The 25,333-nt window shown below is 73.5% G+C and carries 27 protein-coding genes; 15 read left to right on the forward strand and 12 right to left on the reverse strand.

The window, feature by feature from the left end; all coding sequences use genetic code 11:
- Nucleotides 1-14: 14 nt before the first annotated feature.
- Both K8Z49_RS47740 and K8Z49_RS47745 read right to left on the reverse strand, forming a co-directional pair.
- Nucleotides 15-947, reverse strand: a complete 933-nt coding sequence (locus tag K8Z49_RS47740) for a PrsW family intramembrane metalloprotease (protein ID WP_111833191.1) — start codon at nt 945-947, stop codon at nt 15-17.
- 84 nt (nt 948-1,031) lie between these two features.
- Nucleotides 1,032-1,706 carry a response regulator transcription factor gene (locus K8Z49_RS47745; protein ID WP_412517192.1) on the reverse strand — a complete coding sequence of 225 codons (675 nt, stop codon included), beginning with the start codon at nt 1,704-1,706 and terminating at the stop codon, nt 1,032-1,034.
- 197 nt (nt 1,707-1,903) lie between these two features.
- On the opposite strand from K8Z49_RS47745, the gene K8Z49_RS47750 reads away from it, so the two are divergent.
- Nucleotides 1,904-3,238: an ATP-binding protein gene (locus K8Z49_RS47750; protein WP_412517193.1), complete on the forward strand. Its 1,335-nt coding sequence runs from the start codon at nt 1,904-1,906 to the stop codon at nt 3,236-3,238.
- 35 nt (nt 3,239-3,273) lie between these two features.
- Here K8Z49_RS47750 and K8Z49_RS47755 read toward each other — a convergent pair whose 3' ends face one another.
- Nucleotides 3,274-4,320 (reverse strand): LLM class flavin-dependent oxidoreductase, encoded by a 1,047-nt coding sequence (locus tag K8Z49_RS47755; protein WP_021598808.1) that lies wholly within the window; start codon nt 4,318-4,320, stop codon nt 3,274-3,276.
- 249 nt (nt 4,321-4,569) lie between these two features.
- On the opposite strand from K8Z49_RS47755, the gene K8Z49_RS47760 reads away from it, so the two are divergent.
- Complete coding sequence (locus K8Z49_RS47760) at nt 4,570-5,394, forward strand: SAM-dependent methyltransferase (RefSeq protein ID WP_412517194.1); 825 nt, start codon at nt 4,570-4,572, stop codon at nt 5,392-5,394.
- 74 nt (nt 5,395-5,468) lie between these two features.
- Nucleotides 5,469-6,722 (forward strand): FAD-dependent monooxygenase, encoded by a 1,254-nt coding sequence (locus K8Z49_RS47765; RefSeq protein WP_412517195.1) that lies wholly within the window; start codon nt 5,469-5,471, stop codon nt 6,720-6,722.
- Between the two features lie 23 nt (nt 6,723-6,745).
- Here K8Z49_RS47765 and K8Z49_RS47770 read toward each other — a convergent pair whose 3' ends face one another.
- The 3 genes from K8Z49_RS47770 to K8Z49_RS47780 are packed head-to-tail and all read right to left on the reverse strand — an operon-like array spanning nt 6,746 to nt 9,269.
- On the reverse strand, nt 6,746-7,393 hold the full coding sequence (locus K8Z49_RS47770) for a 3-oxoacid CoA-transferase subunit B (RefSeq protein WP_412517196.1): 648 nt from the start codon (nt 7,391-7,393) through the stop codon (nt 6,746-6,748).
- Nucleotides 7,394-7,395: 2 nt separating this feature from the next.
- Nucleotides 7,396-8,091, reverse strand: a complete 696-nt coding sequence (locus K8Z49_RS47775) for a 3-oxoacid CoA-transferase subunit A (protein WP_412517197.1) — start codon at nt 8,089-8,091, stop codon at nt 7,396-7,398.
- Nucleotides 8,088-9,269, reverse strand: a complete 1,182-nt coding sequence (locus tag K8Z49_RS47780) for a thiolase family protein (RefSeq protein ID WP_021598803.1) — start codon at nt 9,267-9,269, stop codon at nt 8,088-8,090. The genes K8Z49_RS47775 and K8Z49_RS47780 overlap by 4 nt, the downstream gene beginning before the upstream one ends.
- Before the next feature lie 71 nt (nt 9,270-9,340).
- On the opposite strand from K8Z49_RS47780, the gene K8Z49_RS47785 reads away from it, so the two are divergent.
- The gene (locus tag K8Z49_RS47785; RefSeq protein WP_075020051.1) at nt 9,341-10,261 is read left to right on the forward strand and encodes a LysR substrate-binding domain-containing protein; all 921 of its coding nucleotides are present in this window, start codon (nt 9,341-9,343) and stop codon (nt 10,259-10,261) included.
- Here K8Z49_RS47785 and K8Z49_RS47790 read toward each other — a convergent pair.
- The 3 genes from K8Z49_RS47790 to K8Z49_RS47800 all read right to left on the reverse strand — a co-directional run bounded on the left by K8Z49_RS47790 (nt 10,243) and on the right by K8Z49_RS47800 (nt 13,764).
- Nucleotides 10,243-11,784, reverse strand: coding sequence for an AAA family ATPase (locus tag K8Z49_RS47790; RefSeq protein ID WP_412517198.1), 1,542 nt, complete (start codon nt 11,782-11,784; stop codon nt 10,243-10,245). The genes K8Z49_RS47785 and K8Z49_RS47790 overlap by 19 nt on opposite strands.
- A 28-nt stretch (nt 11,785-11,812) precedes the next feature.
- On the reverse strand, nt 11,813-12,247 hold the full coding sequence (locus tag K8Z49_RS47795; RefSeq protein WP_161791031.1) for a universal stress protein: 435 nt from the start codon (nt 12,245-12,247) through the stop codon (nt 11,813-11,815).
- Between the two features lie 134 nt (nt 12,248-12,381).
- Nucleotides 12,382-13,764 carry an MBL fold metallo-hydrolase gene (locus K8Z49_RS47800; protein WP_412517199.1) on the reverse strand — a complete coding sequence of 461 codons (1,383 nt, stop codon included), beginning with the start codon at nt 13,762-13,764 and terminating at the stop codon, nt 12,382-12,384.
- Between the two features lie 179 nt (nt 13,765-13,943).
- Between K8Z49_RS47800 and K8Z49_RS47805 the strand changes: the two genes are divergently transcribed.
- On the forward strand, nt 13,944-14,357 hold the full coding sequence (locus K8Z49_RS47805; RefSeq protein WP_021597857.1) for an OsmC family protein: 414 nt from the start codon (nt 13,944-13,946) through the stop codon (nt 14,355-14,357).
- Nucleotides 14,358-14,398: 41 nt separating this feature from the next.
- On the opposite strand, the gene K8Z49_RS47810 is transcribed toward K8Z49_RS47805, so the two are convergent.
- A complete protein-coding gene (locus K8Z49_RS47810; RefSeq protein ID WP_412521304.1) occupies nt 14,399-14,809 on the reverse strand; it encodes a RidA family protein in 411 nt (136 codons plus the stop codon).
- A gap of 93 nt (nt 14,810-14,902) precedes the next feature.
- Between K8Z49_RS47810 and K8Z49_RS47815 the strand changes: the two genes are divergently transcribed.
- From K8Z49_RS47815 to K8Z49_RS47855, 9 genes are all read left to right on the forward strand, one after another.
- The gene (locus K8Z49_RS47815; RefSeq protein ID WP_111833198.1) at nt 14,903-15,877 is read left to right on the forward strand and encodes a helix-turn-helix transcriptional regulator; all 975 of its coding nucleotides are present in this window, start codon (nt 14,903-14,905) and stop codon (nt 15,875-15,877) included.
- A 70-nt stretch (nt 15,878-15,947) separates the two neighbouring features.
- The gene (gene yhfZ, locus K8Z49_RS47820) at nt 15,948-16,877 is read left to right on the forward strand and encodes a GntR family transcriptional regulator YhfZ (RefSeq protein ID WP_021597854.1); all 930 of its coding nucleotides are present in this window, start codon (nt 15,948-15,950) and stop codon (nt 16,875-16,877) included.
- An 11-nt stretch (nt 16,878-16,888) separates the two neighbouring features.
- Nucleotides 16,889-17,266 carry a PRD domain-containing protein gene (locus K8Z49_RS47825; RefSeq protein WP_021597853.1) on the forward strand — a complete coding sequence of 126 codons (378 nt, stop codon included), beginning with the start codon at nt 16,889-16,891 and terminating at the stop codon, nt 17,264-17,266.
- The gene (locus K8Z49_RS47830; RefSeq protein WP_021597852.1) at nt 17,263-17,622 is read left to right on the forward strand and encodes a DUF2620 family protein; all 360 of its coding nucleotides are present in this window, start codon (nt 17,263-17,265) and stop codon (nt 17,620-17,622) included. Before K8Z49_RS47825 ends, K8Z49_RS47830 begins: the two co-directional genes overlap by 4 nt.
- 35 nt (nt 17,623-17,657) lie before the next feature.
- Nucleotides 17,658-19,037 (forward strand): YhfT family protein, encoded by a 1,380-nt coding sequence (locus tag K8Z49_RS47835; RefSeq protein ID WP_021597851.1) that lies wholly within the window; start codon nt 17,658-17,660, stop codon nt 19,035-19,037.
- A 1-nt stretch (nt 19,038) separates the two neighbouring features.
- Nucleotides 19,039-19,968, forward strand: coding sequence for a phosphotriesterase family protein (locus K8Z49_RS47840; RefSeq protein WP_075020056.1), 930 nt, complete (start codon nt 19,039-19,041; stop codon nt 19,966-19,968).
- Nucleotides 19,965-21,056, forward strand: coding sequence for an aminotransferase class V-fold PLP-dependent enzyme (locus tag K8Z49_RS47845; protein WP_075020057.1), 1,092 nt, complete (start codon nt 19,965-19,967; stop codon nt 21,054-21,056). Before K8Z49_RS47840 ends, K8Z49_RS47845 begins: the two co-directional genes overlap by 4 nt.
- Nucleotides 21,047-22,219, forward strand: coding sequence for an alanine racemase (locus K8Z49_RS47850; RefSeq protein WP_021597848.1), 1,173 nt, complete (start codon nt 21,047-21,049; stop codon nt 22,217-22,219). The genes K8Z49_RS47845 and K8Z49_RS47850 overlap by 10 nt, the downstream gene beginning before the upstream one ends.
- A complete protein-coding gene (locus K8Z49_RS47855) occupies nt 22,216-23,388 on the forward strand; it encodes a phosphopentomutase (RefSeq protein ID WP_024935697.1) in 1,173 nt (390 codons plus the stop codon). The genes K8Z49_RS47850 and K8Z49_RS47855 overlap by 4 nt, the downstream gene beginning before the upstream one ends.
- A 25-nt stretch (nt 23,389-23,413) precedes the next feature.
- Here K8Z49_RS47855 and K8Z49_RS47860 read toward each other — a convergent pair whose 3' ends face one another.
- Nucleotides 23,414-24,004 (reverse strand): DinB family protein, encoded by a 591-nt coding sequence (locus tag K8Z49_RS47860; RefSeq protein WP_412517200.1) that lies wholly within the window; start codon nt 24,002-24,004, stop codon nt 23,414-23,416.
- Nucleotides 24,005-24,071: 67 nt separating this feature from the next.
- Here K8Z49_RS47860 and K8Z49_RS47865 point away from each other — a divergent pair, with 67 nt between their 5' ends.
- Nucleotides 24,072-24,725 (forward strand): hypothetical protein, encoded by a 654-nt coding sequence (locus K8Z49_RS47865; protein ID WP_111833205.1) that lies wholly within the window; start codon nt 24,072-24,074, stop codon nt 24,723-24,725.
- On the opposite strand, the gene K8Z49_RS47870 is transcribed toward K8Z49_RS47865, so the two are convergent.
- Nucleotides 24,713-25,126 (reverse strand): VOC family protein, encoded by a 414-nt coding sequence (locus K8Z49_RS47870; RefSeq protein WP_021596556.1) that lies wholly within the window; start codon nt 25,124-25,126, stop codon nt 24,713-24,715. The two genes, K8Z49_RS47865 and K8Z49_RS47870, sit on opposite strands and share 13 nt — an antisense overlap.
- Nucleotides 25,127-25,333: the final 207 nt, after the last annotated feature.

Consider the following 25,333-nt stretch of genomic DNA (forward strand, 5'->3'; position numbering starts at 1 on the left):
CGCCGGCACTCCCCTCATCGTCCCGCGCGTGTGCGCTCGTTGTGGTTCAGGATCCAGGTGACCAGGAGAAGCGCGGCGAGGCTCACGCCGCCGATGACGAGGTAGGCGTTCCCGCCCGCGCTGGCGTCCCAGAGGGCGTGCATGGTGACCACCCCGGCGAAGACGAGCCCGAAGCGCAGCAGCGCGACGCCGCGGTGCCGGCTGTTCCGCACGGCGACAAGGGCGGCGGTGGCGAGGCCGGTCCAGGCGGCGTGCCCGCCGGGCTCGGCCAGCGCGCGGGTGAGGAGGATGTGGGTCACCGACAGCAGGTCGCCGTGCGTGCCGAGCAGGGTGACGAAGGCGTACCCCATGGTCTCCAGGGCCGCGAAGCCGCTGCCGACGGCGACGCCGAGGACCAGGCCGTCGATGGTGCGGCCGGGACGGCGGGCGATGATGAGGGCGGGGACGGCGAGCTTGGCCGACTCCTCGATCAACCCGATGAACGCGGTGGGGAGCGAGCCGAACGCGCGGGCGGTCTCGAACTCCAGCGGGCCCGCGAGCACGGTGCCGACGACCCCGCCGAGCACCGCCGCGGCGGCGACGCGCGAGAACGGCAGGGTGGTGCGCATGCCGATGTCGCCGACGAAGGTGGTGAAGGTGACCGGGACGAGGGCGGCGCCGATGAGCAGCAGCGACGGCACATAGACGGGATCCTGCGTTGCGACCAGCGCGGCGAGGACGGCCACGTAGAGGGCGACGCCGGTCAGCAGGACACCCGTCCAGCGGAACCGGCGCAGGAGCCTGGGGCCGCGCGCGGCCGGTGCGGCGGCGAGCGGCGCGTGGCCGCGGGGTTCGGGCGGGCCGTAGACGGGCCGGCTCTCCGCCGGATACCCGTAGGCCGGGTACCCGTAAGCCGGAGGGCTGTACAGCGGGTGGTCGGGTGCCGTAGGGGCGGCGAGCCGTTTCATGACGTCTCCTTCTCGGGTCCGGGGGGCCGGACGTGCCGGTCGCATTCAGGGTGCCGAGCGCCGGATGAGAGAAAGATGAGAGCGTCAGGCGTCGGGGGCGAGGCGGTAGCCGGCGCCCCGGACGGTCTGGATCGTGTCGCGCCCGAACGGACGGTCGACCTTGTCGCGCAGGTAGCGGACGTAGACGTCGACGACGTTGGAGCCGCCGTCGTAGGCGAAGTCCCAGACGTGCTCGATGAGGTGGGTGCGGCTCAGCACGTCGCCGGGCCGCCGCATGAACTCGTGCAGGAGCGCGAACTCCTTCGGGGACAGCCGTATGCCGGTGCCGCCGCGCCGCACCGTCCGGGTGCCGGGATCCAGGACCAGGTCGCCGGCGTGGAGCACGGCCGGGCGTTCGAGGGGGTCGCGGCGGGTCAGGGCGCGCAGCCGGGCGAGGAGCTCGGCGAGCGCGAACGGCTTGGTGAGGTAGTCGTCCGCCCCGGCGTCGAGGCCGCGGACCCGGTCGGGCACCGTGTCGCGGGCGGTGAGCATCAGCACCGGCGCCCAGCGTCCCTCGGCCCGCATGCGGCGGCAGACCTCGAAGCCGTCCGGCGGCGGGATCATGGCGTCGAGGACGACGCCGTCGTAGTCGTTCTCCCGGACGCTCCACAGCGCGTCCTGCCCGCCGGCCACGGCGTCGACCGCGTACCCCTCCCGGCGCAGGCCGCGGACCAGCAGCGCCGCCATGCCGGGGTCGTCCTCGACGACGAGCAGCCTCATGCCCGCCAGCCTAGAACCGCCCGGGGACGTCATCCGAACCTCGTCGATACCGGCGTTCCTCCGTCCTGGTCGAAGCCACCGGGGCGACCGGATACGGCTGCCCGGTGCCCAGCCTGCGAGGCATTGGATGAGAAGGGCATGAGAGGCCGTCCACCGGCGACGACGCAGGTGAGAGGATCGAGGCCGGGAGGTCGAGGATGCGGCTTGCACCCGGTTCGCTGCGCGCCCGCGTGACGCTGGTCTCCGCGGTGGGCGCGGGCGCGGCTCTGGCGATCGCTCTGCTCCTGCTGTACACGGCCCTCGACCGGCAGCTGTGGGCCGCGCTGGACTCCGGGCTGCGCACCCGCGCGGACGATCTGGCCGCCGCGGTGCGCGCCGGTGACCTGACCGAGCTGGGCGGCGACCCGATGGCGCAGCTCTACTCCGCCGACGGGCGCTTGATCGCGGGTTCGGCCGCGCTGCGCGGCCGGCTGCTCGACCCGGGGGAGGTCCGCGGCGTGCGCGAGCCCGTGCCGACCACCCGGACGGTGCCGCTCGGCTCCCGCTCCGGCAGCGGCTCCGCGCGGGTGCTGGCGCGGCGCCTCGTCCCGGAGGGCCGGGTGCTCGTGGTCGGCGTGCCGGCCGGGCCGGTGCACGCGGCCCGCGACCGGCTGCAGCTCGTCCTGTTCGTCGCGGCGCCGCTGCTGGTCCTCCTGCTCGCGCTCGCCGCGCGGGCCGTCGTCCGGACCGCGCTGCGGCCGGTGGACGCGCTGACCCGCGAGGCGTCCGACATCTCGTCCCTGGAGGCCGAGCGGCGGCTGCCGGTGCCGGACGGCGACGACGAGATCGCCCGTCTCGCCCGCACCCTCAACGACATGCTCGCCCGGCTCCAGGCGGCCGCCGCGCGCGAGCGCGCGTTCGTCGACGACGCCAGCCACGAGCTGCGCACCCCGATCGCGGTGATCCGCGGCGAGCTGGAGCTCGCCGGCGCGGCCGGGCCGGGGGAGGAGGTCCGGCAGTCCCTGCGGGCCGCGCTCGGCGAGACCGACCGGCTGGCCCGGCTGGCCGAGGACCTGCTGCTGCTGGCCCGCGCACGGGCCGGTTCGCCGATCGTCCGGACGGAGCCGGTGGACCTGCTCGACCTCGCCGCCGAGGAGGCCCGGCGGCTCGGCGGGCTGCACGGGCTGGCCATCGAGGCGTCCGGCGACCCGGTCGTCGTCGAGGCCGACCCGGAGCGGCTCCGCCAGGTTCTGGCCAACCTCGCGGGCAACAGCGCCGCGGCCGGAGCGCGGAACGTCCGCGTCGAGGTCCGGACCGGCGGGGACGGTACGACGGTCGAGGTGGCCGACGACGGGCCGGGGTTCCCGGACGGCATGGCGACCGCGGCGTTCACCCGGTTCACCCGCGGCGACGACGCCCGCGGCTCCCGCGGAGCCGGGCTCGGCCTGTCCATCGTCCACGCGGTGATCGCCGCACACCGCGGGACGGTCACCGCCGCCAACGGCGGCCCGCTCGGCGGCGCGGTGGTCACCGTCCGGCTTCCCCGGACCTGAGCCGGGCCGCCGGAGCCGCCGCGGGTCGAGCCCGCTCAGGCCTGCAAACCGGCCAGCTCGCGCATCTCCGCCTCCGGATCGACCACGGGCTGGATGACGATCTCGTCGATGCCCGCCTTCTCCAGACCGGCGATGCGCTCGCGCAGCTCCGGGCGGGTACCGACCAGCGCCAGCTTGTCGATCAGCGACGGGACGATCAGATCGCGGTCCTCGGGGTCGATGCGGCCCAGGTAGTTGCGGTAGAGCGTGGCGTGCCGGCCCGGGTCGTCCGCCGCCGTGCCGCGCCGCTCCAGCAGCCGCCGCATGGCGTCGGTCTCCGCCGGTTCCAGCGACCCGGCGAACGACGGGTTGTCGGCGGCGAACGTCAGCAGGGCCATGGCGATGTGCCCCATCTTGTCCCTGGCCAGGTCGCCGTGGCGGTCCTCGCCCTCGCCGAGCAGGTGCAGCGAGGTCATCACGTAGGACTCGGCCTCCTCGGGCCGGCCGGCCTCGCGCGCGGCCTCCCGGCGCGCCGCGTCGAACGCGGTCCACGCCTCCGGGGCGAGCACCCCGAAGGAGATCACTCCCGTGCCGCGGCGCCCGGCGATCTGCGCGGCCTTGGCCCCGAAGGCGGCCACCACGAACTCCACCGGGTCGGTGACGTTCACGTACGGCCCGACGTGCAGGAACTTGATCGTCCGCGTGAGGTCGCCCTCGGTGTACCCGGTCTCCCGCCCGGCGGTGAGATCCTGCATCGAGGCGGTGAAGGCCTCCAGCTCCGCCATCTTCGTCGGGAGCATGCCGAGGGTCCGCCGTGCCGTGTTGCCGGTGCCGATCCCGCAGATCACGCGGCCCGGAGCGATCGCGTTCAGGCTCGCCACGGCGGCGGCCGCGGCCGGAGACGAGCGCAGCGCCGGGGAGGTGACCCCGATCCCCAGCTTGATGCGACGCGTCGCCTTCGCGCACAGACCGAGCGAGATGAACGGGTCCCCGTTGACCATGGGCGTGTCGTACACCCAGAAGCTGCTGAACCCCAGCTCCTCGGCCAGCACGGCGAGTTCCTCGACACCCGGCCGGGCGGTCACCACGATTCCGGTGCGCATGAGTCCCCCTGGGGTCGGCGCGACGTGCCTGACTAAGCGCATAGTCATCCCTCGTCACGGAGATGTCAAGCGACACGCCGGAAGCGCGGACGCGACGTCCCACCGGACGGGACAGGGCTCTCGCCACCTGGGCCGATTGTGCTCGCGGCGGCCGCCGAACAGGCGCGGACCCGGCGGAGGACCGCGGCCGTCCCGGCGATACGCCGGAATCAATCACCCGCGGCCCGGGGGAAGCGCTACCTTCGGGCAATGTCCTCGCGCTGGTCCGACGCACACGCCGGCTTTCACCCGGAGATCCCCAACGAGGCGCGCATCCTCGACTACCTCACGGGCGGCAAGGATCACTTCGCCGTGGACCGCGAGTTCGCCGAGCAGGCGCTGCGGATCGCACCGGATCTGAGGGCCGTCGCCCTGCAGTCGCGCCGGTTCCTGCGCCGCGCGGTGACCGCGCTCGTCGACGAGGGCCTGCGGCAGTTCATCGACGTGGGCTGCGGGCTGCCCACCCAGGGCAGCGTCGACCAGATCCTCCAGAAGATCGCCCCGGGCTACCGGCTGGTCTGCGTGGACAACGACCCCGTCGTGGCGGCCCACGCCGCCTCGGTGTTCGGCATCGGCGGACCGGCCCGGATCCTGGCGGCCGACGCCCGCGACCCCGACGCCCTGATGGACGCCCCGATCGTCACCTCGACGATCAAGCTGGACGAGCCGGTCGGACTCGTCCTGCACTCGATCCTTGCGGTGATCCCGGAGGACGACGTCGCCGACCACATCGTCCAGGGGCTCCTGGCGCGGGTGCCGTCCGGCAGCCACCTGCTGCTCACGCACGCCATCAGCGACCTCGCCCCCGACACGACCGCCCGGCTCGCCGCGCTCTACCAGGAGAAGAAGACGGTCCGCGGCGCGACCAGGCGCTCCAACCTGCGCACCGCGGCGGAGGTCGCGGAGTTCGTGCGGGACCTGGAGCTGCTGCCCCCCGGCCTGGTCCCGCTGAACAAGTGGCGTCCCGACGCGGCCGAGCGCGAGATGGAGCCCCGGGCGGTCTGGGCCCTCGGCGGTGTCGGCCGCAAGCCCTGACACGACCATCCGGCCTCGTTCTGGAGAACAGAAATCCCTGTTCTTCATAGCGTGCCGGCCAGCACGATCTCCGTATGGACGCGATCGTCGTCGGTGGCGGGATCGGCGGGCTCGGGGCCGCGTACGCCCTGGCCCGCCGCGGGCTCGCCGTCCGCGTGCTGGAGAAGGCCGCCGACTTCGGCGAGGTGGGCGCCGGCATCCAGCTCGCCCCCAACTGCACGCGCATCCTCGACGACTACGGCCTGCTGGACGAGGCGAGGAGCCTCGGCGTGCCGCCGGACGCGATGGTCATGCGCGACGCCGTCGACGGCGCGGAGCTGACCCGGCTCGACCTGCGCGACCTGGAGCGGCGCTACGGCCACCCGTACCTGGTCATCCACCGCAGCGACCTGCACGCCATGCTGCTGCGCGCCTGCGAGAGCGCCGGGGTCGACCTGGTGACGTCGCGGCGGGCGGTCGCCTACGGCAACACCCCCCGCGGCGCCCGCGTGACGCTCGCCGACGGTCACACCGAGGAGGCCGCGGTGGTCATCGCCGCCGACGGGCTGCACTCGGTCGCGCGGGAGCTGGTCGCCGACGACCGGCCGGTGTCGTCGGCGTACGTCGCCTACCGCGGCACCGTGCCCACGTCGAGCGGCCGCGCGGCGGGCGTCGACCTCAGCGAGGTCGTCGTGTACGTCGGGCCGCGCTGCCACTTCGTCCACTACGGGCTGCGCGGCGGCGAACTGCTCAACCAGGTCGCCGTCTTCGAGTCGCCGAAGGCGCGCGCCGGCGAGCGGGACTGGGGCACGCCGGACGAGCTGGACGCGGCGTTCGAGCGGGCCTGCGACTTCGTCCGCGGCGGGCTGCCCCACATGTGGCAGGGCAAGTGGTGGCGGATGTACGACCGCGACCCCATCATGACCTGGGTGGACGGCCGCATCGCGCTGCTCGGCGACGCCGCGCACCCCCCGCTGCAGTACATCGCCCAGGGCGCGATCATGGCGCTCGAGGACGGCTGGGTGCTCGGCGAGCACGTCGCCCGGCGGCGCGGCGCGGACGGGGCGGTGGACTGGCCGGCCGTCCTCGCCGCCTACCAGGCCGTGCGGCCCGAGCACTGCCGGCGCGTCCTCACCACCTCGCGCGCCTGGGGCGAGCTGTGGCACCTCGACGGGACGCCGCGGGAGCGGCGCAACGTCCTGCTGCGGGAACGCGACACCTACGACTACTCGTTCGTGGACTGGCTCTACGGGCCGACCGCGCTGGAGCCGTCCGACGAGCCGCCGATGTTCACGCCGGTGCCGCTCTCCTCGGCGAGGCCCGGCGCGATGACGGCGACGTGCCGCTGAAACCGTGCCGCTGAGACCGTGCGTCAGGCCCCCTTGAGGGGGACGGGCAGCCGGTCGCGGAGCTCGTCGAGCGTGACGCCGAAGGTCTCGCGGACCGACGCTCCGTCCGGGCCGACGTCGATGACGGCGACGTCGGTGTAGACCCGGCCGACGCAGGCGACGCCGGTCAGCGGGTAGGTGCACTCGGGCACCAGTTTGGACCGGCCCTTCTTGTCGAAGAGGGTCATCATCACGAAGACCTGCTTGGCGCCGATGGCCAGGTCCATCGCGCCGCCGACGGCCGGGATGGCGTCGGGGGCGCCGGTGCTCCAGTTGGCGAGGTCGCCGGTGGCCGAGACCTGGAACGCGCCCAGCACGCACACGTCGAGGTGGCCGCCGCGCATCATGGCGAACGAGTCGGCGTGGTGGAAGTAGGAAGCGCCGGGCAGTTCGGTCACCGGGACCTTGCCTGCGTTGGTGAGATCGGGGTCGATCTGCTCGCCGGTCGCGGCGGGGCCCATGTTGAGCATGCCGTTCTCGGTGTGCAGCACGACGCCCGAGCCCTCGGGGAGATGGTCGGCGACCTTGGTGGGGCGGCCGATGCCGAGGTTGACGTAGGAGCCGGCCGGAATGTCGCGCGCGACGATCGCGGCCAGCTCGTCCGGGGAGAGGGGCCCTGTGGTGTGGGACATGGTCAGCGCGCTCCTTGGACGGTGTAGTGCCGTTCCTCGACCCGCACCACGCGGTCGACGAAGATGCCGGGTGTGACGACCGTCTCCGGGTCGATGCCGCCCGCGGCGACCACCCCGCCCACCTGCACGATGGTGGTGGTCGCGGCCGTGGCCATGACGGGGGCGAAGTTGCGGGCGGTCTTGCGGTAGACCAGGTTGCCCATCGTGTCGGCGCGGTGGGCGCTGATCAGCGCCACGTCGCCCTTGATCGGGTACTCCAGGACGTGGACGCGGCCGTCGATCGTCCGGGTCTCCTTGCCCTCGGCCAGCGGCGTGCCCACGCCGGTCGGGCAGTAGAAGGCGCCGATGCCCGCGCCGGCGGCGCGCATCCGCTCGGCGAGGTTGCCCTGCGGCACGACCTCCAGCTCGATCCTGCCGGCCCGGTAGAGCTCGTCGAAGACGTGGGAGTCGCTCTGCCGGGGGAACGAGCAGAGCACCTTGCGCACGCGCCCGGCCTTGAGCAGCGCGGCCAGCCCCACGTCCCCGTTGCCGGCGTTGTTGGAGACGATGGTCAGGTCCTTCGCGCCCTGCCGGATCAACCCGTCGATGAGGTCGAACGGCATGCCGGCGAAGCCGAAGCCGCCGACCAGCACGGTGGCGCCGTCCTCGATCCCCCGGACGGCCTCGTCGACGCTGTCGAAGATCTCCGCGCGGCTCACGCTCCCGCCTCCATGTTCTCCAGGACGACCGCCAGGCCCTGCCCGACGCCGATGCAGATCGCGGCGACGCCCCAGCGGTCGCCGCTCTCGCGGAGCACCTTCGCGAGCGTGCCGAGGACGCGGGCGCCGCTGGCTCCGAGCGGGTGCCCGATCGCGATCGCGCCGCCCCGGGTGTTGACGATCTCCGGGTCGATGCCCCAGGAGTCGACGCAGGCCAGCGACTGCACGGCGAAGGCCTCGTTCAGCTCCACCGCGCCGACCTCGTCCCAGCCGATCCCGGCCCGCGCGAGGGCGCGGTTCGCCGCCTCGACGGGCGCGTAGCCGAAGTCCTGCGGGTCGAGCGCGAACGCGCCTCGCCCGGCGATGCGCGCGACCGGGTCGAGGCCGATCCGGTCGGCGGCCCTGGCCGAGCCGAGCAGCAGCGCGGCCGCGCCATCGCTGAGCGGTGAGGCGTTGCCCGCGGTGATCGTGCCGTCCGGCCGGAAGCTCGGCTTCAGACCGGCCAGCTTCTCCGGCGAGGTGTCGGCCCGGATGCCCTCGTCGCGCTTCAGCTCGCCTGCGGGGACCACCAGGTCGTCGTAGAAGCCCTCGTCCCAGGCGGCCGCCGCGAGCCGGTGGGAGCGCAGCGCGAACGCGTCCTGACGCTCCCGGCCGATGCCGTACTTCTCCTGGAGCTGCTCGTTGGCCTCGCCGAGCGAGACGGTCCACTCCTTCGGCATCCGCGGGTTCACCAGCCGCCAGCCGAGCGTGGTCGAGACCGCGGCGAGGTCGCCGGGCGGGAAGCCCTTGGCGGGCTTCGGCAGCACCCACGGCGCCCGGGTCATCGACTCCACCCCGCCGGCCAGGACGATGCCCGCGTCGCCCGTCTCGATCGTCCGGGAGCCCATCATCGCCGCGTCGAGGCTTGAGCCGCACAGCCGGTTGACGGTCGTGCCCGGCACGCTGGTCGGCAGGCCGGCCAGCAGCGCGGCCATCCTGCCGACGTTGCGGTTCTCCTCGCCCGCGCCGTTGGCGTTGCCCCAGACGACCTCGCCGATGTCGGCCGGATCCAGCCGGGGCGCCCGGTCCAGCACCGCGGTGATCACGCCGGCCGCGAGGTCGTCCGGCCGGACACCGGCCAGCGCGCCGTTGAACCGCCCGAACGGCGTCCGGACGGCGGAATACAGGTAGGAGGTCATGACATCGAGGCTAGAGACCTGCCCTGATACAGTGAAGTATCAGTATCCGCTCTGATTAATATGCTCACGATATGGATCTGCGTCACCTGCGGTACTTCGTCGCAGTCGCCGAGGAGCTGCACTTCGGGCGCGCCGCCGAACGGCTCACCATGGCCCAGCCGCCGCTGTCGCAGGCGATCCGCAGGCTGGAGGCCGAGCTCGGCGTGGAGCTGCTCCACCGGAGTACGCGCCGGGTCGACCTCACCGACGCGGGGCGCGCCTACCTGGCGCGCGCCCGCCAGATCCTCGGCGAGGTGGACGAGGCCGCGCACGAGGCCCGCCGGGTCGCGGCCGGAGCGGTCGGGCATCTCGCCGTCGGCTGCGTCGGGTCGGCGACCTACAGCCTGCTGCCCGCGCTCTCCCGCGGCCTCTCCCAGGAGCTGCCCGGGGTCGACTTCTCCTTCCGCGGCGAGATGCTGGTGCCCGACCAGGTCGCCGCGCTGCGGACGGGCGAGATCGACCTGGCGCTGTTGCGTCCGCCGATCGCCGACCTCTCGCTCACCGTCCTGCCGCTGCGCCGGGACCGGCTGGTCGTCGCCGTCCCCGCCGACCACCCCGGGGCCGCCCTTCTCCGGGTGGGGGTCACGGACCTGGCGGACGCCGATCTCATCGTGCATTCCGCGGACCGCCGCTCGGTGATGTACGACGTCGTGCTCGGGCTCTTCCGCGACGCCGGCGTCGAGCCCCGGATCCGGCACGAGGTCGGTGAGACCTCCACCCTGATCACCCTCGTCGCGGGCGGCCTCGGGGTGGCCGTCGTCCCCGAACCGGTGGCGGTCCTGGCGCTGGACGGTGTCGTCTTCCGGCCCCTGGTACGGCCCTCCGCCCAGGTCGACCTCGCGATCGCCCACCGGACCGACCGCACGGAACCGCACCTGGCGCGAGCCGTCTCGGTCGTCCGGCAGATCGTGCGAGCGGCCGGGCAGGAACCGTCTCAGCCGGGGGCCATGTAGGGGGGGTGCGGCCAGAGGTGCTCGGCGCCGTGCGGGCGGACGGCGGCGAGGGCCGCGTCGACCGCGGCGGCCAGGGCGCCCGCGGTGTCGACGGGGGTCGACACCTCCCACGGCGCGGCGTGCGCGCGCATCGCGGCGGCGACCTCGGCGTCGGCGTCGGAGCTGCCGCGCGGACGGGTCCGGATGCGCTCGGCGCACACGGACGCCGGAGCTTCGCAGCGCAGGGCCGTGAGGTGGGCGTGTTCCCGCTCCGCCACGACGGCGAGGAGGTCGCGGCTCTCCTGCGAGGTCCAGGAGGCGTCCAGGATGACCGTCTCACCCATGCGGAGGAGCCGGGTGGCGCGCTCGGCCAGCTCGCGATAGGTGCGGCGGGTCCATTCCGCGCTGTAGATGCCGTCGCCGTATGAGGCGGCGGCCGATTCGGTTGGTGCCAGCCCGGCGAGCTCCTTGCGGACGCGGTCGCTGCTGAGCAGCGAGCATCCGAGCCGGTCGGCCAGCTCGCCGGCGAGGGTGGTCTTCCCGGTGCCGGGGAGCCCTCCCACCAGGATCAGCCCCACCCGCCCGGCGCGCAGGTGGCGCAGCGCGACCTCGGCGTAGGCGCGCGCCTCCCCGGCCGCGTCCGGGGCGCCCTGGGCCTGCCGCAGGCAGGCGACCTTGGCGCGGACGAACGCGCGGTAGGCCACGTAGTGGTGGCGCAGAGACGCCGGCGCGGGGTCGGCGGCGAAGTCGGCGTACCAGTCCATGAAGCGTTCGGCGAGCTTCGAGGCACCGAGGCGTTCGAGGTCCATGGCCAGGAACGCGGCGTCGTCGAGGCCGTCCAGAGAGCGGAGCTTCTCGTCGAACTCCAGGCAGTCGAGGATGCGGGGCCCGTCGTCCAGGCAGAAGATGTCGCCCGCCAGCAGGTCGCCGTGGCCGTCGACCACGCGGCCGTCGTCGATGCGCGCGTCGAACAGGGCCTTCCGGCCGGCGAGGAAATCCTTCGCCAGCTCTTCGGTCTCGGCGGCGGCCTCGGCGTCCAGCACGCGGCCGTGGAAGAACCGGACCTGATCGAAGCTGTCCTGCCAGCGGCCGCGGACGGCGTCCCGGGTCTCCTGGGCCGAGATGCCGGGCCCGCGCGGTGCCTTGGCGTGCCAGGCGGCCAGGGTCCGGGCGACGTCCCGGAGCGCGTCCTCGACGGGCGCGCCGGCCGGGACCAGGGTGGACAGCCGCCGGTCGGCGGGCATCCGCCGCATCACCACCAGGTGGTCGCAGACGTCGCCGCCGGGTCCGTGCACGTCGGCGACGCCGAGATAGACGTCGGAGGAGAACCGCCGGTTCAGCCGGACCTCCTCCTGGCACGCGCGTTCGCGCAGCTCACGGGTGCTGAAGTCCAGGAATCCCAGGTTCACGGGCTTCTTGAGCTTGTAGGCGCGGTCGCCGACGAAGAAGACGATGCCGATGTGGGTCTCGGCGAGGTCCGCTCCCTCCACCGGCCTGCCGCTGGTCTCGCCGGTCATGACGGCCCCGGCGGTTCTGCTTCGCATGGTGCTCCTCCCCGGCCTCCGCCGCGCCTCAGCGGCTCTCGCTCGTGGCGGCGGTGTGGTCCGCGCAGATCACGACCTCGCACCGCGCCTTCGCCCGGACGACCGGGACGGTGTCGCCGCCGAGCGGGTTGCCGTGCTCGGAGTGCGCGCGGGCGCCGATCACCAGCAGTTCGGCGTGCTCGGCGGCCTCGGCCAGCGCCTCGCCCGGCCGCCCGTGGACGATGCGGAGCCGGGTGGTCATGTGCCTTGCGCGGGGGACCGGGCGGGCGGCCAGGCGGCGGAGCCGCAGCCACTCCCGGAAGGTGCGCAGGGCGCGCCGCATGGGTGCGCCGTCCGGCTCCAGGACGCGGACGACGTCCAGCCGCGCGTGGCGGTCGCCGGCCTCCCGGGCGGCACGCCGCAGCGCGGCCATGGAGTTCGGGGATCCGTCGACGCCGACGACGACGGAACGCTGTTCGGGCATGACCCACATCGTGACCTCCCTCGCTCCCCTCCACCCTTCCGTCCCTGACCGCTCGCGGGTCAGTGCCGAGCGTCCCGCGAACAAGGGACCTTCGGCCCACGGCCTCGCGGGGGTCGCTCGCGTCCTGTCGCCGGTCATCGAGGCTCGGCGAGGCCAGCGGTGGCGGCGCCGGAGTAGGCGTCGTCGATCTGGACGGTCCGGCGTCCGGCGCGCTGGAGCAGGCTGCCGGCGGCGGCGGCCCGGTAGCCGGAGGCGCAGTGCACCCAGACGGTTCCTTCGGGTATCTCGTCCACTCGGCGGGCCAGCTCGGGCAGCGGTATGTGGACGGCGCCGTCGATGTGCCCGTCCCTCCACTCGCCGGGCAGGCGGACGTCCAGCACGACGTCCGGCGGGGGCAGATGGTCGAGGACGCGGCCGGAGCGGGCCGCCGCGAGGTCGGCGAACGATGCGACGGGCGTGGCCTCCAGCCGTGCGGTGTCGCCCCCTGCCCACTGCTCGGGCGTGCCGGGTGTGGCGGCGACCGGCCGGTCGATGCCGATGCGCGCCAGTTCCCGCTGGGCGTCGGCGAGCTGGCCGGGGCTGTCGCCGAGCAGGGTGAGGGCTTCGCCCCAGGGAGCCAGCCAGCCGAGCCAGGTGGCCATCGATCCGTCCAGGCCGAAGCTGAGCGTCCCGGCCAGGTGCCGCTGGGCGAACGCCTTGCGGGAGCGCAGGTCCACGACCCATTCCCCGGCGGCGATGCGGTTCCGCAGTTCGGCGGGGTCGGCGGCCTGGGCGGGGGTGAGGTCGATCAGGTCGGCGCCGGCGCGGTTTCGGACCCCCATGTGGGCGTAATAGGCGGGGTAGGCGTCCAGCCCGTCGAGGGTCCGGGTGACGAAGTCGTCGGCTTCCAGCCGCAGGACCGGGTTGGTCCGCCTTTCCCGGCCGATGGTCGAGGACGCGGCGTCGGACTGGCTCGCCGAGCAGAAGCTCCCGAATCCGTGGGTGGGCCAGACCTGCGCGCCGTCGGGCAGCAGGTCGGCCAGGCGCCGTGCCGAGGCGTGCTGCCGGCGGGCCAGGTCGTGGGCGTGCTCGGCGCCGAGCAGGTCGGTGCGGCCGGTGGTGCCGAACAGCAGCGAGCCGCCGGTGAAGACCCCTTCGGGCCCGCCCGGACCGGACAGGACGTAGGACAGGTGATGGAAGGTGTGCCCCGGGGTGGCCACGCCCCGCAGGACCAGCGCGTCGGAGGCGGCGACCTCGTCTCCGTCGCCGATGCCCGTCCGGTCGAACCGGACGTCCTCGTCGGAGGCGAGCAGGTAGGTCGCACCGGTCGCCTTGGCCAGCGCCAGACCGCCTGAGACGTAGTCGTTGTGCAGGTGGGTCTCGGCCACGTGGGTGATTCGGACGTCGAGCCGTCCGGCCAGGGCCAGGAAGCGGTCGATGTCGCGCTGCGGGTCGACGACCAGTGCCACGTGCCCGTCGTGGGCCAGGTAGCTGCGGTCGCCCAGCGACGAGGTCTCCACCACCTCGACATGCGCCATCTGCGGTCACCCCTCTACCCCTCAGCCATGTACGCCGCGGCCGGCAGGGACTGTCTGCCCAGGGTGAGGTACCTCATGTCCAGCTGTCCTGAAGGAAGGGACCTTTGGCTCTACCTGCGCAAACGTCCGCCGCCGACACTGGGGCGGAAAGGAACCGGTAGCGGGAGGAGGTGGCCCTGATGGGCGAGATGCTGGTGGTCCACCGAGAGAACGACGCGTTCGCGGTGCTCGTCCGCGACCACGTGATCCATGTGGACCAGCCGTACGGCGCCGGAGGCATGGACATCGGCCCGACGCCGGTCGAGCTGTTCGTGGCGTCACTCGCCGCCCGCGCGGCGTACTACGCGCGGCGATTCCTGGCGCGGCGCGGCCTGCCGGCCACCGGGCTGGAGGTCACCGCCGGCTACGTGATGGGGCCGGGAGTTCCCGCCCGGGTCTCGCGCATCGATCTGCGGCTGCGGCCTCCCACCCGGCTCTCCGAGGGGGACGCCGACGCGCTCCTGGCGGCCGTCGAAGTCTGCACGGTGGACAACGCGCTCCTCACGCCGCCGAACATCGGCGTGCGACTGGAGACCGAGGCCAGGGTCGCCTGACCGCTCGCGGCCCCCGCACCGGCGGAGGCCGCGAGGTCGGGTCAGGCGAGGTCGCGTCCGGAGACGGCGGTTCCTTCCAGTTCGACCATCAGGGTCGGGATCGCCAGCCGCGTCACCCCGAGCATCGTGGTGGCCGGTGCCGCCCCGGCGGCGCCCAGCCGCGACGCCAGCACCGCGTAGTGCTGGAAGAGCAGGTCGACGTCCGTGGTGTAGACGTTGAGCCGGACGAGGTCGCCGAGGGACATCCCCGCCTTGCCGAGAAGGGCCTCAAGGTTGTCGAGGCTCAGCGCCAGCTGCGCCGCCATGTCGCCGGCATGCAGGGGCTCGCCGTCGCCGCTCATCGCGGTCTGCCCGGCGCAGTACAGGGTCCGGGCGTGCCCGGAGACGATCTCGCCCTGGTTGTACCCCATCTCGATCGACCAGGTCCACGGGTTGACCGCCGTTCGCTCTATGGTCACATCAGCTCCATCCGTTGACGTCGCGGTGATGGAAGCCTCGCAACTAATCACGACATCCTGTGTCACGTATTTCGGTACGGTTTCCGCGTGCGCGCCGACCGGCTGGTCTCGCTGGTGCTGCTGCTCCGCCGGCACGGCCGGCTGCCGGCGGCCGCGCTCGCCCGCGAGTTGGAGGTGTCCACCCGCACCGTGCTGCGCGACATCGAGGCGCTGTCCGCGGCCGGGGTCCCCGTCTACGCCGAACGCGGCCGGCACGGCGGGTTCTCGCTGCTGCCCGGTTTCCAGACGCGGCTCACCGGACTGAACCACGACGAGGCCCTCGCCCTGCTGATCGCCGGATCGCGGCGCGGCGCGCAGGCGTTCGGCCTCGGCTCGGCGCTCGCCTCGGCCATGCTCAAGGTGGTCGACGCCCTGCCCGAGAGCCACCGGGACACCGCCGTCGGCGCGGCGGAACGGCTGCTCATCGACCCGGAGACCGATCTGCTCGCCCGCCGCGTGGCCGCCGAGGAGGCGCCCGACGCGGTGATGGCCGAGATCCGGCGCGCGGTGCTCGCCGGGCACCGGCTGCGCATCCACTACGCGGCCACGGGCCAGGCGCCGCGGTGGCGCACGGTCGACCCGGTCGGCCTGGTCACCGTGCGCGACCAGGGCTACCTGCTGGCCACGAGATCGGGCGAGGACCGCACCTACCGGCTGTCCCGCGTCGTGGCCGCCGAGGAGCTCCGCGAACCCGCCCAGCGGCCGGACCGGATCGATCTGGACCGGGCCTGGCAGGAACGCAGCACGCGGTTCCGGACCGGCGGCGACCAGGTCGCCGTCCTGGTCCGGCTGGACCCGGCACGGCGGGAGGAGTTGCTGGACACCGCGCTGGCCGTCCTCGCCGAAGAGACCGGCGCCGACGGCCGGTTGCGGCTGAAGGTGACCTTCCAGGACCCGAGGCACGCCGAATGGGCGCTGTGGCAGCTCGCCACCAGCGCCGAAGCCCTGGCCCCGGAGTGGCTGCGCACCTCCCTGCACAAGCGCGCCACCGCCCTGGCCGCCCGCTACGAACCACCCTCCTGACGGACCCCGTCGTCGGCATCGTCCCAGCGCCTCTTGTGCATGTACAGGATCCTGGATATTGTTCCGAGCCATGTTGGACGCACGGTTCCTGACGCGGAACGGGCTGGCGGCTCGGCGGCTGGCGGCGGAGCTGCTCAACCAGCAGCCGGACTCGCGGCTGCCGAGGATCCGCGACTACGCGCAGCGGCTCGGGGTCGGCAACGGCACGGTGCAGGCGGCCTTGCAGCTGCTGGAGACCACCGGTGCCGTGCGTACGGAGGCGCGCGGGCACCTCGGCACCTACCTCCGCGAGGTCGACCGGGCCGGGCTGTGGCAGCTGGCCGGGCTCGGGACGATGCTCGCCGCGATGCCGCTGCCGTACTCGCGCCGGTACGAAGGGCTCGCGACGGGGCTGCGGGCGGCGTTCGAGGACGCCGGGATCCCGTTCGCGCTGACGTTCATGCGCGGGGCGCAGGCGCGGCTCGACGCGCTCATGGACGGGAAGGTCGACCTGATCGCGGTGTCCCGGCTGGCGTTCGAGGAGTTCGGCGAGGGCTTCCCCCTCGCCAGGCTCGCCGACCTCGGCCCGCGGACGTACGTCGGCGCGCACGGGGTGCTGCTCCGGGCCGGGGTGTCGCTGGACGATCCGGACCTGGCCGTGGCGGTCGACACCAGCTCGGCCGACCAGCAGGAGCTCACCCGGCTGGTCTTCTCCGGGAGGTCCGTCCGGTACGTCGAGACCTCCTACATGCAGCTGGGCGAGCTGTTCCGCCGGGGCGAGGTGGACGCCTCGGTGTGGAACCTGGACGAGGTCCACCAGCACATCGACGAGGACTGCACGACCATCCCGTTCGACGAGCTGACGTCCGCGGACCTCGCGGACCGCAACTCCAGCGCGGTCCTGGCCGTCCGCGCCGACGACTCCCCGGCGCTGGAGGCGATCCGCGGCCGCATCTCGGCCGATCTCGTGACCCGCACGCAGCAGGCCGTCCTGACCGGCGACCGGCTGCCCTCGTACTGAAGGAGACCACCATGGATCGGCTGCTGGCGGAGCGGCTCGACATCTTCGAACGGACCGGTCAGGCCGCGCCGGACATCTGCCGGTTTGTACGGGACGAGCTCCACGCGCTCGACGCGGGGGGCGGCGCGGTCACCGAGGACAGCGCCGGAACGCTGGTCAGCCATCTGCTGATGGCCCTGCAACGAGCCCGCGACGGCGCGGCACTGAGCGACTTCCCCGCGGACGAGACCGTCCGGGCAGAACTGGAAGGCCATCCGGACGCGGTGGAACGGGCGAGGGCGCTGGCCGCACGGGCCCGGTCGGTGCTGGGCACCGGCCTGCCCGAGCAGGAGGTGCGCTTCCTCGCCCTGCACCTGGCCCTGCTCGGACAACGGGAGGCGACACGATGACGACGATCCTGGTGGGCGGCGTCGGCAAGGCCGACGTGGCGAGGCGGCTGGAGGAGATCGGCGGCTTCGACGTCGTCGTGACCAACGACATGGACGCCGCCACGCGCCTGATGACGGGGCGGGCCGACTACTACGTCGGAACGTGCCACACCGGGGCCGGGGGCTCCCTCGGCGTGCTCGTCGGGCTGCTCGGCGCCGCCCGGTGCTTCACCTTCGGCCGAGGCCAGGCCACCGCGGCCGACGCCGAGGCCGCGCTCGCCGACGGCAAGGTCGCCTTCGGCTTCTCGATCGACCAGGCCGACCAGGTCGTCCCGGTCCTGGCCGGCGCCATCGGCGAACGGCGGCGGAACGGGTGATCGGCCCGTCCTGATCCTTCCCCTCGGAGGCAGCCATGCCCTATGCCCTCTCCTACGCCGCGGCGGACAAGCTCGACTTCTCCGTGCCGCAGGCCCTCACCGTCGTCGCCGTCTGCGCGCTCACCGCGCTGGTCTCGAACATGGCGCTCGCCGTCTTCAACGACGGCGTCCGCCCCTTCCTGCTGGACTTCATCCGGGGCAACACCAACCGCGGCGAGATGACCGCGGTGTCGTTCGGTCTGTCGGCCGGGTTCGTCTTCGGGCTCGGCGCCCCGATGGCCCTGTCGACCGGGGTGCTGAACCCTTGGCTGCTGTTCCTGCCGACCGACATCCTCGGCCTCTTCGCGCCGCGGCGCTGGCTGGCGCCCATCCTCGGCGGGGCCTGGGGGGCGCTGGTCGTCTTCGGGCTGTCCGGGGCGAACAACGCGGCACATGACCTGCCGGTGGACTTCCTCACCGCGATGCAGGAGATGGCGACGCCGATCCTGTTCATGTTCCTGCTGTTCCCGGTGATCGCGATCGCGACCCAGTTCGGCCGGGTGCACGGCATCGCCTGCTTCGTCGTGGAGATCGCCATCGTGGTGCTGTCCATGAAAGTCTGGCCGGACCAGTTCCCCGGCGCGCTGGCGATGGCCGCGGGCGTGCTGATGCTGCTCGGGTTCTCCCTGGCCAAGGACCTCCGGGAGCGGCGCACGGCCCGGGCCGCGGGCGCCGCGGAGAAAGCGGACGCGCCCGGGGCCGCGACCATTCCGGCGGACGGCAAGCCCGCTGGCGACCCGGTCGCGTCGCTGTTCGGCGCGAACGCCGAGCGGCTCCGCCGCCACCTGCCGTGGTTCGCGCTGCTCGGCGCCGCCCTCGCCGCGATGGTGAACCTGCACATCTTCGGCGGCGGCGAGGCGACGAGCTTCCTGGTGGCCAAGGGCGACTACGGGGAGGCCGCGCAGGTCGACTTCTACCGGGCGTTCGGCTTCCTGCCCCTCATCGCGACGACCGCGCTGGCGAGCGGCGCCTACCAGATCGTGGGTTTCACCTTCATCTATCCGCTGGCCTACCTCGCGCCCAACGTGGCGGTGGCCGCCGTGGGCGGCGCCGTGCTGCTCACGCTGGAGATCCTGGCCCTGTCCTACATCGGCAAGGGCCTGGCGATGCTCCCGTCGATCCGGGACGCCTCGGACCATCTGCGCAACGCGATCGGCAAGACCCTGGAGATCGCGATCCTGTTCGGCGCGATCGCCGCCGCCGCGAAGATGGGCGGCGGGCTCGGCATCGCCCTCGTCGGCGGGCTCTACCTGCTGAACGAGTCGCTCGGACGCCCGATCGTCCGGCTCGCGGCGGGCCCGGCCGCGGTCGTCGTCGCCGGGATCGCCCTGAACGTCCTGCACTGGCTCGACCTGTTCACTCCGCTGAAGGGATGACATGAGGCTGAGGACCGTACTCGGGGAGGTCCCAGTACCGGACGGACCGGTGCTCGCCCACGAGCATCTGCGCGTCGACCTGCGCGGGCCCGCGGGGCGGGCACCGGATCCCGCGGCACTCCTCGACGAGGAGGCGAAGGTCGCCGGTGAGCTGGCGGAGCTGCGGCGGTCGCACGGCCTCGCGGCCGTCGTGGAGCTGACCTGCCTCGGCATGGGACGGGACGCCGCCGCGCTCGTCCGGATCAGCGAGCGGTCCGGCGTGGCGGTGGTGGCGGCGACCGGGTTCTACCACGCCGCGTTCCACCCGTCCTACGTCGCCGGATCGAGCGTCGCGGACCTGGCCCGCCGGCTGCTCGACGAGATCGAGAACGGGCTGGACGGCACCGCCGTCCGGCCGGGCGTGATCGGCGAGATCGGCACGACCGGCCGGACGCCCGCGGGGGACGAGGAGCGCTGCCTGCGGGCCGCCGCCCGCGCCGCCCTCCGCTCGGGCCTGCCGCTCGCCACGCACGCCCACCTCGGCCGCGGCGGGCTCGCGCAGCTCGACGTGCTGACCGCAGAGGGCCTGCCTCCCGGCCGGATCAGCATCGGCCACCAGGACCTCCTGGACGACGCTCGGACACACCGCAAGATCGCCGAAGCCGGCGCGTACGTCGCCTTCGACACGGTCGGCAAGGCCTCCTACCAGAGCGACGACGTCCGGCTCCGGCGGGCGCTCGACCTGATCGGCGCCGGCCACGCCGACCGGCTCCTGCTCAGCGCGGACGTCTCCCGCGCCGGCTACCTGACGGCGCACGGCGGCGGCGGTTACGGCACCGTCCTGCGGTCGTTCGCCCCCCGGCTCGCGGCGGCGGGCGTCGACGAGACGACCCTGCGCCTGATCCTGCACGACAATCCCGTCCGGTTCCTGACCTCGGGGGAGGCCCGATGACCGCGCCGGAGCTGCGCGAGACCCACCCGCTGCCCACCGTCCCCCTGGACGAGGCGATCGCCCGGCAGTTCCGGCTGCTGGAGTGCGTGGCGGCCCATTTCGACGGGCACCGGCTGTTCTCCGCGGACGTCGGGGTGACGCCGCAGTGGGGACGGCCCGACGCCACCCGCCGGACGGAGGACGTGCTGGCCGACTTCCTCGGCGCCCCCGCGGCGGCCCTCGTCCAGGGCGCGGGCAGCGGCGCGATCAGGGCCATGCTCGCCGCGGCCGTCATACCGGGCGACCGCCTGATCGTGCACACCTCGCCCGTCTACCCGACGACCGCGGCGACCTTCCGGTCCATGGGGCTCGACCTGGTCGAGACCGACTTCAACACCTCTCCCGCCGAGGCGGCGGCCACCTGCGTCTACATCCAGCATTCCCGGCAGAGCCCCGGCGATCACTACGACCCGGCCGACGTGATCGCCCGGTACGCGGCCGTGGGCGTCCGGGCGCTGGTCGACGACAACTACGCGGCGTTCCGCGTCCCCCGGACCGGTGTCGAGATGGGCGCGGAGGCGTCGGCACTGTCGCTGTTCAAGCTGCTCGGCCCCGAAGGCGTCGGGCTGGTCGTCGGCTCGCGCGATCTCGTCGACACCGTGCACGCCCTCAACTACTCGGGCGGCGGCCAGGTGCAGGGGCCGCAGGCGCTCGACGCCCTGCGCGCTTTGACCCACGTCCCCGTGCTGTGGGCGGTGCAGTCCGCGGTCGTCACCGAGATCGCCGAGCGGCTGGAGGCCGGCGAGGTGCCCGGGGTCGCCCAGGTCCGCGTCGCCAACGCGCAGGACCGGTGCGTGCTCGTCCGGCTGGACGCCCCCGTGGCCCGGCGGGTCATCGAGGGGGCCGCACGGCTCGGGGCCGCTCCCTACCCGGTCGGGGCGAACTCCCGCTACGAGATCGCCCCGCTCTTCTACCGGCTCTCCGGGACCTTCCTCGCCGGCACCCCGGAGCTGGCCGACTGGACGATCCGGATCAACCCGATGCGGGCGGGCGCGGACCTCGTCCTCACGATCCTGGCCGACGCGCTGCGGGAGGCGCGGTGTTCCTGACCGCGACGCTGGCCCGCAACCCGCGGCTCGTGGAGGCCGCCGCGGGACTCCACCGCACCGGCCGCATCCCGCCCGACACCTACCTGATCGACCTGGACGCGGTCGCCGCCAACGCCGCGGCGCTCGCCGCGGTCGCCGCCGCCCACGACGTCCGGCTGTGGCCGGTGTTCAAGCAGGTGGGGCGCAACCCGCACGTGATCCGGACGGTGGCCGAGCATCTCCCGCTCGCCGCGGCCATCGACCTGCGCGGCGTCCGGGCGATCCAGGACGCCGGGGCGGGGCTGGGCAACGTCGGCCACCTCGTCCAGCTTCCGGTCGGCGCCATGCGGGACGTGCTGGCCCGGCGCCCTTCGTACGTCACCGTCTTCGGAGCCGACCAGGCCCGCGCGGTGTCCGCCGCCGCGGAGCACCTCGGGATCACGCAGCCGCTGCTGGCCCGGGTGGTCGCCGCCACCGACCGGTTCTACCCGGGGCAGGAGGGCGGCGTGCCCCTGGACGATGTGGAGAAGTTCGCCGCCGAGGTAGAGGGCATGGACGCCGTGACCCTCGACGGCGTCACCTCGTTCCCCTGCCTGCTCTACGACGAGCCGTCCGCGGCCATCGCACCCACTCCGAACCTCCAGACGCTCCTGACCGCCAGGTCCCGTCTCGCCGCGGCCGGGTCGCCCGTCAGCGTCGTCAGCGCGCCCAGCGCGACGGCCGCCGCCAGCATCCCGGTGCTGGCCGCGCACGGGGCCACCCACGGGGAGCCCGGTCACGCGCTCACGGCGACGACCCCGCTGCACGCCACCGACCTCACCCAGCCCGAACTGCCCGCGATGGTGTACGTCTCCGAGATCGCGCACATCCTCCCGGACGGCCGGCCCGCGGTCTTCGGCGGCGGCTTCTACCCCCGGGGCCGGCCGTCCGAGGCCCTCGTGTTCCCCAGTACCGGCGAGCCGTTCACCCTCCCCGTCGAACCCGCTCCGCCCGAGAACATCGACTACTACCGCCTTCTGGGCGCCCCGCCCTCCGGGTCGCCTCTGCGCGTCGGCGACACCGCCGTCCTCGCCTTCCGCACCCAGATCTTCGTCACCCGCAGCTCGGTCGGCGCCCTGCGCGGGGTCTCCTCGGGCAGGCCCCGGCTCCTCGGCCTGGCGGACTCGCACGGGAGGCCCTGGTGACGCGCGTCGCCGTCCTCGTGGTCGACGGCCTCGGCATCGGCGCCATGCCGGACGCGTCCGCCCTGCGCGCCGGCGACGCCGCCGCGCACACCCTCGGCCACGTCCTGGACACCGCCGGCGGAACACCGCGCCTTCCCACGCTCGGCGCCCTGGGACTCGGGCTGCTGCATCCGCACGAGAGCCTGGCCTTCCCCGTCGCCGCCGGGGCGTCCGCGGGACGGGCCGCCCTCGGATACCCGGGCGCGGACACCTTCAGCGGACACCAGACGATGATGGGCACCGACATGAGCGGGACGGCCCTCGCCCTGTTCTCCGACCACATCGACACGGTCGCCGCCGCACTGCGCGCGGCCGGGCACACGGCACGTCCGCTGGACGACCTCCCCGTCCTCCTCGTCGACGGGAGTGCCGTCGTCGGCGACAACCTCGAAGCCGACCCGGGCCTCGGCTGGAACGTCAGCGCCCGCCTCGACGACCTTCCGTTCGAGGCGGTCCTGGCCATCGCGCGGACGGTCCGGGCGGTGGCCCCGACGGCCCGGGTGATCGCGGTCGGCGGCCACGGCCCCGCGCCGCTCCCGCGCGCCGTCCGGTCCGGCGCGGGCGGGACGGCGGGCCTGGACACGCCCGCCTCGGGCTTCTACGTCAACGACGGCCTCCGGGTCGCCCACCTGGCCGTGGAGATCGACCACGCCCGGCAGCTCCCCTCGCGCGCCGCCGCGGCGGGCCTGCCGGTGACCCTCGTCGGCAAGGCCGCCGACATCATCACGTGCCCGTCCGCCGAGCACCGGCCGGCCGTCGAGACCGGAGAAGTCCTCGCACAGACCGCCAAGGCCCTCGCCCGCACGGCCGACGCCCTGGTCGTGGCGAACGTCCAGGAAACGGACCTGGCCGGGCACCAGCAGGACGCGCGCCGGTTCGGATCCCTCCTGGAGGAGGTCGACACCGGACTGGCCTCCCTCCTCGCGATCGTGGGCCCCGACGATCACCTGATCGTCACCGGCGACCACGGCAACGACCCGACGATCGGCCACCCCTTCCACACGCGGGAGTTCGTCCCCGTCCTGCACTACAACCAGCGACTCCCGACCGGTACCGCCCCGGACGCCTCGACCCTGGCGACAATCGCCGCGACGGCGGCCCGCGCACTGGGCATCGACCTCCGCCAGTGAGGCCGGGCCGAACGACCCACGCGCGTCAGCCCGTGCCCGCCTCCCGCGCCACGCGTTCCAGCCGAGCCCGGTAGTCCTCCCACCAGGCCTTGTCACTGGACGGCATGTTGTCGTTGGCGGGCCGCAAGCCCACGGATCCGTCGATCAGTTCCCGGACGATGTCGGCGTGACCGGCATGCCGGTCGGTCTCGGCGATCATGTGCACCATGATCCGGTGCAGCGTGGTCTCGCTCCGCTCGTCCGGCCAGTGCGGCACCCGGCCGATCGCGTCCAGCGCCAGCGCGCCGATCGTGGCGTCGGAGTGCGCCCACGCCCGGCGGTACAGCCCGATGACTTCCGCACGCGACTCGTCGGCCGTCGCCCACATGTCCGCGTTCGTCTCGGCGCCCTCGGCGAACCAGGGCATGGCCTCGCCGGACGGCCGCCCGAACGTGTCACCGAAGTAGATCAGCTCCATGCTGGCCACATGCTTGACCAGCCCCAGCAGGTTGGTGCCGGTCGGCATCACCGGACGGCGGACGTCGTACTCCGAGAGCCCCTCGAGCTTCCACAGCAGGGCGTCCCGCCCGGCCTGCAGATAGAGCCGAAGGTCGGCCTTGGGATCCGATCCACTCATGCCGCGCAGTCTGCCACCACCCCGAACCGCCCGCGTGACCGCTCGCAGACCGGGTAACGAACCGCCCATGCGGGTGATGACCATGAACCTCTGGGGAACGCGCGGGGACAGGATCGGGAGCCGATGGCCGTTCGACGGCGTCCGCGAGGCCGACCTCGACCTCACGCCTCGGACGGCGGGGTTCGCCTGCACCACCCTGGGCGCCCAGGTCATGGCACCGGACCCGGCTGGACCGCTGCTGCTCGTCAACCATTTCCCCAGCTGGCGGCTGGACATGGAGTACGAGCGCGAACTGCGGGCCGTCGCCGCCGCACGGCTCATCGAGACCATGCTGGACGGACGCGACATGCACGTCGTGCTCGCCGGAGGCCTCGACGCGGCGCCCGACGCGGCCAGCGTGCGATTCTGGACGGGACGCCGTTCTCTGCAGAACACGAGCGTCTGTTACCGAGATGCCTGGGACCGGATCCACCCCGGCGAACCGGGGGTCACCTACGCCCCGGACAACCCGCTGATGGAGGACGGAGATTGGCCGTTCCGCCGGATCGACTACGTGCTCGGGCGCTGTGGCCTGCACGGGCGGGCCGACGCTCCCCATCGACGACTGCCGGCGCGTGTTCGTCCATCCGGTCGGCGGTGTCCAGGCGAGCGATCATTACGGGCTGACCGCAGACCTCGGGGACGGGTAGCGGAACAGCTACTCGGTGGTTATTCCGCGTAGGGCTGGTCGGCCTTCTGGTCGCTGTAGGCGAGGTTCCAGATGTATCCGTCCGGGTCCGCGAAGGAGCCGCCGTACCCGCCCCACGGCAGCTTGCCGGCGGGCTTGAGGATCGTGGCGCCGGCCTTCCGCGCCTCTTCGAGGACCTCGTCGACGCGTGCCTCACTGCGGACGACGTAGGTGAGGACCAACCCGCTGAAGCCGCTGCCCTCGGGGCTGGTGCCCACCTGTTCGGCCAGCCCCTCGCGGCCGTAGAAGCCGACCGGGGTGGCCCCGTCCGTTTCGAAGAAGACCGAGATTCCCCAGTCATTCTGGACCTTCCAGCCGAGCCCCTGGGTGTAGAACTCCTTGGCCCGGTCCATATCCCGGACGGCGAGGAGGATCGCGCTGACGTTCGCCTTCATTTCCTGTCTCCTTTTGTTCGGAGCTAATGCGCTGCCTGCGCCCTTACGAGAATCACGCTACGCACGGGCGGCGAGCGGCGCTTCTTGATTCCTGACCGGTCCTGCGCGCACACGGACGCTGCTCGGGGGCTCCGCGCGCACCGGCGTGACCTGCTTGTTCGGCACGGTTGCCGACCGGCTGCCGCTCCAGGGCGTGCCGCTGAACGG

The organism is Actinomadura madurae, from assembly GCF_047130825.1.
GTDB classification, from domain to species: domain Bacteria; phylum Actinomycetota; class Actinomycetes; order Streptosporangiales; family Streptosporangiaceae; genus Spirillospora; species Spirillospora madurae.

Coding starts and splice junctions, on each gene's coding strand:
- K8Z49_RS47765 (WP_412517195.1), top strand. CDS start 5,469: ATGGACGCGATCGTCGTCGGTGGCGGGATCGGCGGGCTCGGGGCCGCG.
- K8Z49_RS47745 (WP_412517192.1), bottom strand. CDS start 1,706: ATGAGGCTGCTCGTCGTCGAGGACGACCCCGGCATGGCGGCGCTGCTG.
- K8Z49_RS47845 (WP_075020057.1), top strand. CDS start 19,965: ATGACCGCGCCGGAGCTGCGCGAGACCCACCCGCTGCCCACCGTCCCC.
- K8Z49_RS47780 (WP_021598803.1), bottom strand. CDS start 9,269: ATGACCTCCTACCTGTATTCCGCCGTCCGGACGCCGTTCGGGCGGTTC.
- K8Z49_RS47785 (WP_075020051.1), top strand. CDS start 9,341: ATGGATCTGCGTCACCTGCGGTACTTCGTCGCAGTCGCCGAGGAGCTG.
- K8Z49_RS47865 (WP_111833205.1), top strand. CDS start 24,072: ATGCGGGTGATGACCATGAACCTCTGGGGAACGCGCGGGGACAGGATC.
- K8Z49_RS47870 (WP_021596556.1), bottom strand. CDS start 25,126: ATGAAGGCGAACGTCAGCGCGATCCTCCTCGCCGTCCGGGATATGGAC.
- K8Z49_RS47825 (WP_021597853.1), top strand. CDS start 16,889: ATGGATCGGCTGCTGGCGGAGCGGCTCGACATCTTCGAACGGACCGGT.
- K8Z49_RS47790 (WP_412517198.1), bottom strand. CDS start 11,784: ATGCGAAGCAGAACCGCCGGGGCCGTCATGACCGGCGAGACCAGCGGC.
- K8Z49_RS47760 (WP_412517194.1), top strand. CDS start 4,570: ATGTCCTCGCGCTGGTCCGACGCACACGCCGGCTTTCACCCGGAGATC.
- K8Z49_RS47860 (WP_412517200.1), bottom strand. CDS start 24,004: ATGAGTGGATCGGATCCCAAGGCCGACCTTCGGCTCTATCTGCAGGCC.
- K8Z49_RS47840 (WP_075020056.1), top strand. CDS start 19,039: ATGAGGCTGAGGACCGTACTCGGGGAGGTCCCAGTACCGGACGGACCG.
- K8Z49_RS47830 (WP_021597852.1), top strand. CDS start 17,263: ATGACGACGATCCTGGTGGGCGGCGTCGGCAAGGCCGACGTGGCGAGG.
- K8Z49_RS47755 (WP_021598808.1), bottom strand. CDS start 4,320: ATGCGCACCGGAATCGTGGTGACCGCCCGGCCGGGTGTCGAGGAACTC.
- K8Z49_RS47750 (WP_412517193.1), top strand. CDS start 1,904: ATGCGGCTTGCACCCGGTTCGCTGCGCGCCCGCGTGACGCTGGTCTCC.
- yhfZ (WP_021597854.1), top strand. CDS start 15,948: ATGTTGGACGCACGGTTCCTGACGCGGAACGGGCTGGCGGCTCGGCGG.
- K8Z49_RS47795 (WP_161791031.1), bottom strand. CDS start 12,247: ATGCCCGAACAGCGTTCCGTCGTCGTCGGCGTCGACGGATCCCCGAAC.
- K8Z49_RS47800 (WP_412517199.1), bottom strand. CDS start 13,764: ATGGCGCATGTCGAGGTGGTGGAGACCTCGTCGCTGGGCGACCGCAGC.
- K8Z49_RS47835 (WP_021597851.1), top strand. CDS start 17,658: ATGCCCTATGCCCTCTCCTACGCCGCGGCGGACAAGCTCGACTTCTCC.
- K8Z49_RS47805 (WP_021597857.1), top strand. CDS start 13,944: ATGGGCGAGATGCTGGTGGTCCACCGAGAGAACGACGCGTTCGCGGTG.
- K8Z49_RS47770 (WP_412517196.1), bottom strand. CDS start 7,393: ATGTCCCACACCACAGGGCCCCTCTCCCCGGACGAGCTGGCCGCGATC.
- K8Z49_RS47740 (WP_111833191.1), bottom strand. CDS start 947: ATGAAACGGCTCGCCGCCCCTACGGCACCCGACCACCCGCTGTACAGC.